This window comes from Endozoicomonas sp. YOMI1 (assembly GCF_024606345.1).
GTDB lineage: Bacteria > Pseudomonadota > Gammaproteobacteria > Pseudomonadales > Endozoicomonadaceae > Endozoicomonas.
Window position 1 is genome coordinate 1 of record NZ_JAHHPM010000154.1, and the last position, 9726, is coordinate 9726.

Consider the following 9726-nt stretch of genomic DNA (forward strand, 5'->3'; position numbering starts at 1 on the left):
CCACCCTGGAAACAGGGAAATGACTGTATTATTGCGACCAAAAGACCTGCACAGGGCAAGTCTAGCAGGGCTTGTTGCGTTCGTTGCTTTTTATTTCAACTGCAACTTCACCTTTTTTCAGGTCAAAGCTGACATCCTTCAAAATGGCCGTATATGGCTTATGACTTAAGCGAACATTCAGGTTGCTGACGGAAAGCGCCAGCGACTTATCGACTGTTTGCTTTTTTATAGTGAGTCCACTGGTGGCCGTTTGAACGTAGGCAGTGGATCGTGCTTCTGTCATTGTTGCCGTCATTATGCGGTCTCCAGTCTGGTTTTTGGATCAAACGCGTCACGAACCAGATCAGAGAACAGGTTGACGGACAGCACCAGGGTAAACATCAGAAAGAATGCACCGCACAGGTTCCACCAGATAGATGGCTCACGGGACAGTTCCGTACTAGCCATATTGATCATGTTGCCCCAGCTGGCCATGGCAGGGTCAATACCCACACCAATATAAGCAAGAACAGCCTCAGCCAGTACAAGACCACTGAAGTCCAGTACAAAGGAAATCATAATGATATGGCTGAGGTTGGGCAGGATATGCCGTTTGATAATCTGTAAATGGCTGACACCAAAGACGTGTGCGGCCTGAACGTAGTCAAGCTGACTGATCTTCAGTGTCTCTGCTCGCAACAGACGGCAAAGAGTGGTCCAGCTGGTGATACCCAGAATAAAGCACAGTGCCAGGAACTTGGCATCGGCTTTTTCCAGGCCAATCTCAAAGAACTGTGGATTGTTATTGATCCAGACCTGAAACAGCAGAACGGATGCTGCGATCAAAAGCAAACCGGGAATAGAGATAAGAGTCGTATAAATATATTGCACGACATCATCGATCCAGCCTTTAAAGTAACCAGCTGCAAGCCCCAGGCTGATAGCGACAGGCATGGTGATCAGAGTGACCAGTGTGCCAATCAATACGCCGGTCCGAATGCCTTTCAGGCTTTCAAAAAGCGTGTCGTTTCCGGCCTGATCAGTGCCCAGAACATGGTAAAGATTGCCTATGGTGATCAACCAGCCAAGTACCGCCATGATAATGGCAAAGGTAATCCAGGCTGACCTCCAGGGCAGAGGACCCATATCACCAACACTGGCAGACTGGCTTTTACCCAACCATAAGGCATGAAGGCCGATCAGTGCCAGAGCAACAGCCAAACCTTTACCAATTCCGATCAGTGAGTTAATAGCGACATCATTAACAAATGAATCCGGGCTTGCCAGATGAGCACCGGCATGGGCCAGCTCCGGGTAATCCCGAATCCGCTCACCATCAGGCAGTAACAGGTTTTCCTTATTCCATGATTTCAGGGCAAAAGATGCCGAGTAGGTACGTTCAGGGCGATTACCCATTTCACCAAGGGCAAGATCCAACAGGCTGTTCACATCATTGCTGTAAAACACCTGCTCACTGCTCTGACCTTCTGTTGCAGGCAGTGCTTTTCGGAAATGGACTGAGTCCACCAAAGCGATCACCAAATAGGACATGATGATGACAAAGGTTGCCATGCCCAGTCTGGTGGAGAACACCTGTCGCCAGAGTTCCATGTTTTGGGGGTTACGCCGAAAGGAGGCGACGAACATGGAGATTGCACCGACCAGCAAAAAGATCAGTACATCACTCCATAAAATGGTCCACATAAAGCCTTCACCAAACAGGCCGGGTCCGATTTCGAAATCCATAATTACGTCCCTCTCTGTTTAGCTCAATCGAACCCGTGGGTCTGCCCAGGTGTAGGAAATGTCGGTCAGAATCAAACCAGTGATGTAAAGAACGGAGCCGAGAAAGACCATCGCTCTGACAATGGCAAAATCCTGTGCACGAATAGCGTCCAGCAGGTAGCTGCCAAGGCCCGGAATACTGAAAAATGATTCCATCACCAGGCTACCCATAAACAACACTGGAATCACAACCACCACCCCGGTGAGGATTGGCAGCATGGTATTGGGCAAAATATTCCCGGAAGAGAACGCCCGCCTCACTGACGCCTTTGGCCCGTGCTGTTCTGGCAAAATCCTGTCCTGATACTTCGATAAACAGTGAGCGGTACCACCGGGCGCTGGCGCCAATACCGGAGATTACACCAATCACAATGGGCAATATCAGAAAGCGCCAGCCGTCTATACCGTCATTAAATCCGGATACCGGGAACAGGCGGGACATTTTCGCCATGTAGTACTGGCCGAAAATGATGTAGAACAGATAGGAGATGGACATCAGGGTAACAAATACCATCACCGCAAAACGGTCCAGGCTGCTGCCACGGAACATCAATACCATCAGAGCTACCGAGATGTTCACAAAGATCCCGATAAAAAAGGTGGGAAGAGCCAGTGCCAGGCTTGGCCCCATACGATCAAGAACGTCGGACTGAATACTTTTACCGGCATCGGAAGTGCCAAAATCAAAAGCAAACAGTTTTAACGACTTGTTAAAAAAGATGGTGTCTGTGAGTGTACCCAGTCCACCGGCGTCACCGTTAAAGAAAAGGGGTTGGTCATAGCCTTTTTCTGCGATCCATTCCTGTACCGCTTCTTCGGTTACGTATTTATCCCCAAGATGAGCCGTTGCCATATCTTCAGGCGTGTTGACGATAAAAAATAAAACAAATGTCAGCAGATTTACACCAATCAAAATTGGAATGGCGTAGCACAGTCTTCTAATTATGTAGGAAAACATATTTTTATCTCTACAAAGCATCAATCGTCAGTTTCTGCCTGCGGCGATAAGCCCTGACACCAGGAACGACCAAAAGGAATAACAAGCCGATACTGGCCATCAGAGGCCAGACAACAGGTTTATTCCACTCTTTCTGTTTTTGTTCTCTGAGAACAGGATCAACGCGGAGGTACTTCAATGTTCCCTGGTTGATACCGTGACGCTTGGTGTTGTATACCCACTGGTTGGAAAGGTAATACTCTTTGTTATTAAAACCCCAGATCCATGGGCTGTCTTTTTGGGCAATAGCTACCATCTGATTGATAGCGTCCAGCCGCTCTGGCCCATTGGTCAGTTTTTTTTACTTTGTCGTATAAGCGATCAAACTCCGGGTAGTCAAATATATAGGTGTTCGTTGTCGCTTCACCTTCGGCATAACCATATAAGCCCGGTGGGATGGGACCCTGGGCAACCTGTCCAATACCATTGCGGAAAATATCAATGTACTCCTGATCGTTATAAACAATGCTAATGGCCTGGCGTAGCTTTCGCTTATCTTCTGTATATCCACCAACGACTGAGTCGGCCATGTTAAAGCCGGTGTAGAACAGAGATGGGCGGATTTCTTCATCAACAATAATGTCGCGCTTTTCCAGTTCCGGCGTCAGCTCGAGGCCGTCTGGACCAACAGTAAATGCCTGGTCAAAAGTGGCCGTATTGATGTTTGGGTCGCCATCACCGGAGCGATCGTAGTAACCTTGAGTGAACTTGCTCCACATGGATGTGGCCGCTTTTTCATAGCGGAAAATGGCTTTGTCAATAAACGGCAGTGGTTTTCCAGCATCGGCCAGGTAGCCTCTTTCCTGATCATCGCCAGAACCATCAGAAGGGTAGAGTTCTTTTCGGAAATTCGGATTTCTCTCCAGAACGATTTCACGATTGGGTGAGTTCGCCGTCATCATAAAGGCGCCGGTACCGATGGGATTCCAGTCCAGCGTCAAGTTGCGGTCTGGAAATCCGGGGCTGTGGTAAAAGCGATCGGCTTCCCAGGGGATAGGCGCAAAGAAAGGCATGGCGAGCCAGAATTGAAACTGAGGATAAATGCCTTCAATGCGAATGGAGAACGTATAGTCATCCACCTTGGTTAGTCCTTCCATGGGATGAGTGCGAAGGTCCAGCCACTCTTCTTCCTGTCTGTTCTCTTTGGCCCATGCACCAAAATCTTTCATACCCACGATGTAATCGGTCATCAAACCGAGCAGAGGTGACTTGTTGACCGGGTCGGCCATCCGCTTGATCTGATAGATGTAATCGTCAGCTTTCAGTTCCCGGGTACCGGTGGCAGGAAAGTCACTGAGCAATGTGTACTGTTCACTTTCTTCAGCAGAGTTAAACAGGTAAACAGGTTTGCCCTGATCGTCTTCTGCAAGCGCAGGGTGTGGTTGGTACATAGTACCCGGCTTTAGTCGTATGGTAATAAGACTGAAAGCAATATCCTGACTGTCTTCCGATACCGGATTTAAATTTTCATCAAGCAACTCCAGCGTCGGCATTGCTGCAGCAGTAGCAGGCTCCAGCTCATAAGGGCGCTTGAGAAAGTGGTATTGCAGTGGTGGCTCATAAATCTGGTCAATAAACAGCTTTTCTTCTGAACTGTAAGAACGGACCGGGTCCAGATGTTTAGGACGGGTAATGAAACTGCCAAAGTAGGTAACTTCTTCTGAATCCACCGGGGGATTCGGGTCATTCCAGGGCCCCGAGCATCCCGAAAGCAGTACAGCTGCAGTCAGAATAGCGGCCCACTTTGCAGTGGTGCTTTGCGGCATGATTCTTCTCTTTATTGTTATCGGTGGTCAGAGCCAGTGGGCTTTTGTTTGCCATGCGTTATGCAGGTGTTGAGCCAGAAACGCATACATTTTCCAGATACAGCGGTGTTGGCTAATCAGCTGCTAGCTAAAGAATTCTACGTATTTGTCCCTGGCTCGTCACCTTTGAATTGATAATACGGCTTATGACGTTTAATTGTGCAGGCTTGAACCGGGTTGCACAAATATGGTGCAAAATAGGAAAGATTGATGGTGTAGGATTGTTATAAAAAAACTGCAGGTTAAAAGCCTTTGTTAACCGCAGTTGGCTAGTTCTCGTCCAAAAACACAACCAATTGAAAATCTGGTTCAGGGTAAAAGTCGTTTGATTCTCGACTCTGAAAGCAGCAGCTTAAGGTTTGGAAAACAGTTTTTCCTGTGCGATGGGAGGACGCCTGTCGTGTCAATTTTCAGATTTGGATGTCCAGTAAGCACTGCAGAGCAATAAACTGCTCCACAATTTTGGCAGATCACTTTAAATTGTATCGTTTTAATAGCCGCTGGTGATTTTTGCCAGCGGCTTTTTTATTAGTGGAGTTTAAGCTGCGGTCGGGTTGTTCTGCTGATCAGATCTTTCAGAATCAATGTCCCGGTTCTCAGCTTGCCAAAGAGCGTCATCTGGTGCATTCGGTACAGGCTGATGTAAAACCATTTGGCCAGTGTTCCTTCAATCATCATGTCGCCGGTAATGGCACCCATCAGATTGCCGACGGCGCTGAATCGGCTCAGGGAAATCAGGGAGCCGTAATCCTTGTAATTGAATTCCAGCGCTGTGGAGCCATTGGCTTGTGCTATCAGGCTTTTGGCCAGTAGGGAAGCCTGTTGATGGGCTGCCTGGGCACGGGGAGGAATGGTGATACGTTCATTTTTACTATCGGTCAGGGTGCAGCTGGCACAGTCGCCCATTGAGTAGATTTGATCGTCAAGGGTCGTTTGCAGTGTTGGACGAACCACCAGCTGATTGATCCTGTTGGTTTCCAGACCATCTATATTAGACAGAAACTCAGGTGCTTTGATCCCTGCTGCCCAGATTCTCAGGTCGGATTCAATAAACTCGCCATCACGGGTGGTTACGCCGTCAGCCTTGATTTCACTCACCAGCTGCCGGGTCATTACCCGAATCCCCATTTTGTCTAACTGCTTGTGAACACTACTGCTGATGCGAACCGGTAGTGCCGGCAGGATTCTTTCTCCCCCCTCAATGATGGTCACTTCCAAATCTTCTGGCTTGATGGCATCCAGTCCATAGCGGGCCAGTTCGATGGCGGCAAAATGGAGTTCTGCGGCCAGCTCCACGCCAGTGGCACCGGCGCCAATAATGGCAATTCGAAGCCTGGTGGTTTCGTTGCGGCAGGCTTGCGCGTGAAGATAGTGGTTTATCAGCGTGGTGTGGATTCTTTCTGCCTGTTGACGGTTATCCAGGAACAGACAGTGCTCTCTGGCACCGGGTGTATTGAAGTCGTTTGCGGTACTGCCTACCGCAATAACCAGCTGATCGTAGGTCAGGGTGCGGGCAGGCACCACCTCTTGACCACTGGCGTCAGTAACGGGGCTGAGTCCGATGGACTTTTCGGCGCGATTCAGGCTTTCCATCCTGCCGGGAATAAATTTGAAGTGGTTCCATTTGGCCTGTGCCAGATAACTTAATTCATCCTCAAAGGCATTAAGGGAGCCAGCGGCCACTTCGTGCAGGAGCGGTTTCCAGAAATGGGTATTATGAGCATCAACCAGCGTGATTTCAGCACGCTGTTTTTTTCCGAGTTTCCTGCCCAGGGCGGTGGCCAGTTCAAGTCCCCCGGCACCACCACCAACTATCACGATTCTATGGAGTTCGTTATTCACATTTATTCCAGTTTTCTTCTATTAATTATGTAGATATGGCTGTTATGAGTGCCGTTATTGTTTCACAGGAGAGCCGAATTTTCTGTTCAGGGCTGTTCAACCTTTCTTCTGGTCTTCTGGTTGCAGGTCATCCTCTCAGGAAGGTAAAACCAGGTAGCCGATGATCCGGCTTAAAACACCAAGAACAACAATAACAACGGTTAGCCAGACCATCAGGCGCAGAGGCTTGAATGGCGAACGCTCGACTTCATTCACCCCTTCCTGTAAATACTGATCGACCCGCTGCTGGTCTTCGGGATAAAGCCGCTTGGATTGTTGGGCGGAATGGGCAATGTGCTTTTTATCGGCGACAGGTACTGAAGTGTTTTGGCTCATGGTCATAACTCCCTTTCTTCAGCCAAAACATAGTACATTCTGAGATCAGCGGAAAGCGATAGTAGGGTTTTTAACCGGTTTATCAACCTTTTCGGCCGGATTTGCAAAACCAGTGAATACCCATGTCATTCAGTTAACAGGGCTTTGAACAGCTACCAGCTATTTGTTGAGCCCATCACTTAAATTCCGGAGAGCAAACGTTCCCTGCCTGGTGCAAGTCGGTCAGGTTCGTGCCTGACTCGGGGATTTTAACGACAATCGTCTTGTTAAAAATTCTGTTTTTTATGGAATTTTTTCTGCTGATTTTTGTCTAGTTAACAATCTTGAGTCATAAAGCAGGCTAGTGCAATGAATAGTGCCGGCATTGCGGCAGATGTACCCTACAATTGCCCTGTCTGTGAGGAAGATGGGTATCCCAGTGGACAATTGGGAGGGCTTGAACTGGTCAAAACCTCTTGCCCGGCACGAGACGCTTGCCACTTGAAATGCAACACCGAATGGCTTGATGGGCAGAATGTAAAACTTGATGAACGCACATGTGTATGCAGGGACATAGCACTGCCATTGATTCGTATGAACGATAAGAGACAACTTCAAGACGAATCACTTTATTGCAAAAGCGAGATATTTAATTACTGCCGTACCAAACCCAACCCGGCCAAACTTAATAGCGCCTTGCACGAAGCTGTCGGGAAGGGACAAATGCAGTGCTTTGAACCCCTGGTCAACATGGGAGCCAACGACCTTAATGGCGCCCTGCGCGAAGCCGCCGAGCAGGGACAAACGCAGTGCCTTAAACCCTTGATCAACGTGGGAGCAAACGACCTTGACGGTGCCCTGCGCGAAGCCGCCAGGTGGGGGAAAACGCAGTGCCTTGAACTGTTGCTTAACGAGGGCGCGAAAGACCTTTACGGTGCCTTGTATATCGCTGTCCTGAAGGGAAACAGTGAGGTCCGGAAAGTTCTAATCAGCAAAGGTGCGGATATTACTACCGTACTGGGCACTCCTGACAGCAAAGATGCTACTATGGAAGCTTTCATTAGCCGGATCATCTCGATATACATCGATGCAACCGATGAAAAAGGCACAACCTCACTGCATATCGCCGCTGCCATGGGCCATCCCGAATGGCTGAAAAAGCTGATTGAAACCGGGGGAGTGGATGTCAATGCCACTGATAGCTATGGCAATACAGCTCTGCGCTTAGCTGCCTGCTGTGGCCACACAGAGGCCGTCAAGGTATTACTGAACAACTCCGGTACGCGTCGTATCCAAGTGAATGACAAGAATGGTTTAGGCAATACGGCTCTCCACTTTGCCGCTACTAATGGCCACACAAAGACCGTCAAGGAGTTAGTGGAGGCTGACGGCATCAATATCAATGAGAAGAATGTCGGTGGCTGGACGCCTCTTCACAGAGCTGCCAGATTCGCCAGTGCAGACACCGTCAAGGCGTTACGGGACGCTAAAGGCATCAATCTCAATGAGAAGTCTAACGATGGCTGGACGGCCCTTGATTTAGCTGCCTGGGAAGACAGCACAGAGAACGTCAAGGTGTTACTGGCCGCTAGAGGAATCAATGTCAATGAGAAGGATAACCGTGGCTGGACGCCTCTCCATTCAGCTGCCAGATACGCCAGTGCAGACACCGTCAAGGCGTTAGTGGAGGCTGACGGCATCAATGTCAATGAGCAGACAGAAGATGGCTGGACGGCGCGCGACCTGGCCTGGAAGTATAATCACCCAGAGAGCGATGAACTTCTTAGAAAAAAAGGGGGCCTTTATAATAAAGAGGCCTGTCTTATACAGTGATAAAATAGGGAAACCGGAGTCGGATCTTGAATGTGGATTGTTTCAAATCTCCACTTCATACTGGCTCAGGCGCAGTCCCTTTTATCTCATCCCGAATAAATGCCTTCTGTCCAACACCGGCACTCTCTCCCTTAACGTTAATAACCGAACCATCCCGTATGAAGCCTGGCTGGTACCGTTGCCATTTGTTGGCGGTAATGGTGGCATCAAGTATTTTGCGTTCCGGGAAGTGGCTGGTATTAATATAAGGGGGCAGGGCACCTTCGAAATCACGTTCGATCAGAGGCAGAGGCATGGCGTTTAACAGGGAATTGTTCTTACTGGCTTTCAGGCAATGGTGTTATCAATGGCGACAGAGTTTCAGGGAGTTGAAGCGCTATGGCAGACACCCACGGTTTGCTTTTCCATGGTTATGGTTGAAGCTCAGTTATCTGCTGGATAGTCCTTACGCGGTCAGTCGTCGTTACCAGCGTCGTATCAAGGCAGAGAACATTTATGTCTATGGTGAAACGCCCTTGACCAGTCTGGAGTTAATTGCAGAAAGATCTGGCGTGACCGCGGATGATCATGTGTTTGAGCTTGGTGCCGGGAGTGGTTTTACCAGTATCTGGTTGCAGGGGGTTAAGGGCTGTCAGGTTACCGCTATCGAGCAGATTCCACTGTTCTGCTGGCGTTTGCAGCGCACCAGCCAACGTATGCGATTGCATGGCATTGATGTTCGTTGTAAAGACTATATGATCTCTCCACTGGAAGGCGCATCCATCATTTATCTATATGGCTCAAACCTTGATGAACAGGTGATTACCGGGCTGGCAGAGCGCCTGGCTGAACTGCCTGCTGGCATCAAGATTATTACCGTCAGCTATGCGCTGCAGCCATTTCTTCACCAGCAGGCGTTTAAGGTGACTGATCAGTTCACTGTGCCTTTTGAGTGGGGGGAGGCGGAGGTTTTTCTGCAGGAAAGGATGTCGGCAACTGAAGTCCTGACGATTATGGCGCCCGGTAGCCGTGAGTCTGGTAGCTATTCTTTCACCGCTTCGGGGAAGGGGGTGGTAGAAACTGAAGAGTGATGCTTTTCCGCTCAGGATGCACGGACGAAGGGTGATTGGCACAGTCTTTATTCAGGGTATG

Annotated in this window: 11 protein-coding genes; 2 read left to right on the top strand and 9 right to left on the bottom strand. The window is 49.1% G+C overall.

The features are described from left to right. Positions 1-61: 61 nt before the first annotated feature. The 8 genes from KDK15_RS05340 to KDK15_RS05375 all read right to left on the bottom strand — a co-directional run bounded on the left by KDK15_RS05340 (position 62) and on the right by KDK15_RS05375 (position 6783). Positions 62-295 (bottom strand): hypothetical protein, encoded by a 234-nt coding sequence (locus KDK15_RS05340; RefSeq protein WP_257294332.1) that lies wholly within the window; start codon positions 293-295, stop codon positions 62-64. Then, on the bottom strand, positions 295-1725 hold the full coding sequence (locus tag KDK15_RS05345; protein WP_257294333.1) for an ABC transporter permease: 1431 nt from the start codon (positions 1723-1725) through the stop codon (positions 295-297). The genes KDK15_RS05340 and KDK15_RS05345 overlap by 1 nt, the downstream gene beginning before the upstream one ends. Before the next feature lie 18 nt (positions 1726-1743). Then, positions 1744-1953, bottom strand: a complete 210-nt coding sequence (locus KDK15_RS05350; RefSeq protein WP_257294334.1) for an ABC transporter permease subunit — start codon at positions 1951-1953, stop codon at positions 1744-1746. Then, positions 1928-2722: an ABC transporter permease gene (locus tag KDK15_RS05355; RefSeq protein WP_257294335.1), complete on the bottom strand. Its 795-nt coding sequence runs from the start codon at positions 2720-2722 to the stop codon at positions 1928-1930. Before KDK15_RS05355 ends, KDK15_RS05350 begins: the two co-directional genes overlap by 26 nt. A 10-nt stretch (positions 2723-2732) precedes the next feature. Then, complete coding sequence (locus KDK15_RS05360) at positions 2733-3017, bottom strand: hypothetical protein (protein WP_257294336.1); 285 nt, start codon at positions 3015-3017, stop codon at positions 2733-2735. Further along, the gene (locus KDK15_RS05365) at positions 2971-4527 is read right to left on the bottom strand and encodes an ABC transporter substrate-binding protein (protein ID WP_257294337.1); all 1557 of its coding nucleotides are present in this window, start codon (positions 4525-4527) and stop codon (positions 2971-2973) included. The genes KDK15_RS05360 and KDK15_RS05365 overlap by 47 nt, the downstream gene beginning before the upstream one ends. A 567-nt stretch (positions 4528-5094) precedes the next feature. Continuing rightward, positions 5095-6408, bottom strand: coding sequence for an NAD(P)/FAD-dependent oxidoreductase (locus tag KDK15_RS05370; protein WP_257294338.1), 1314 nt, complete (start codon positions 6406-6408; stop codon positions 5095-5097). Between the two features lie 135 nt (positions 6409-6543). After that, on the bottom strand, positions 6544-6783 hold the full coding sequence (locus KDK15_RS05375; RefSeq protein WP_257294339.1) for a DUF3094 domain-containing protein: 240 nt from the start codon (positions 6781-6783) through the stop codon (positions 6544-6546). Positions 6784-7131: 348 nt separating this feature from the next. Here KDK15_RS05375 and KDK15_RS05380 point away from each other — a divergent pair, with 348 nt between their 5' ends. Continuing rightward, the gene (locus KDK15_RS05380; RefSeq protein ID WP_257294340.1) at positions 7132-8595 is read left to right on the top strand and encodes an ankyrin repeat domain-containing protein; all 1464 of its coding nucleotides are present in this window, start codon (positions 7132-7134) and stop codon (positions 8593-8595) included. Between the two features lie 55 nt (positions 8596-8650). Here KDK15_RS05380 and KDK15_RS05385 read toward each other — a convergent pair whose 3' ends face one another. Continuing rightward, positions 8651-8890, bottom strand: a complete 240-nt coding sequence (locus KDK15_RS05385; RefSeq protein WP_257294341.1) for a hypothetical protein — start codon at positions 8888-8890, stop codon at positions 8651-8653. On the opposite strand from KDK15_RS05385, the gene KDK15_RS05390 reads away from it, so the two are divergent. Beyond that, complete coding sequence (locus KDK15_RS05390) at positions 8889-9665, top strand: cyclopropane-fatty-acyl-phospholipid synthase family protein (protein WP_257294342.1); 777 nt, start codon at positions 8889-8891, stop codon at positions 9663-9665. The two genes, KDK15_RS05385 and KDK15_RS05390, sit on opposite strands and share 2 nt — an antisense overlap. Positions 9666-9726: the final 61 nt, after the last annotated feature.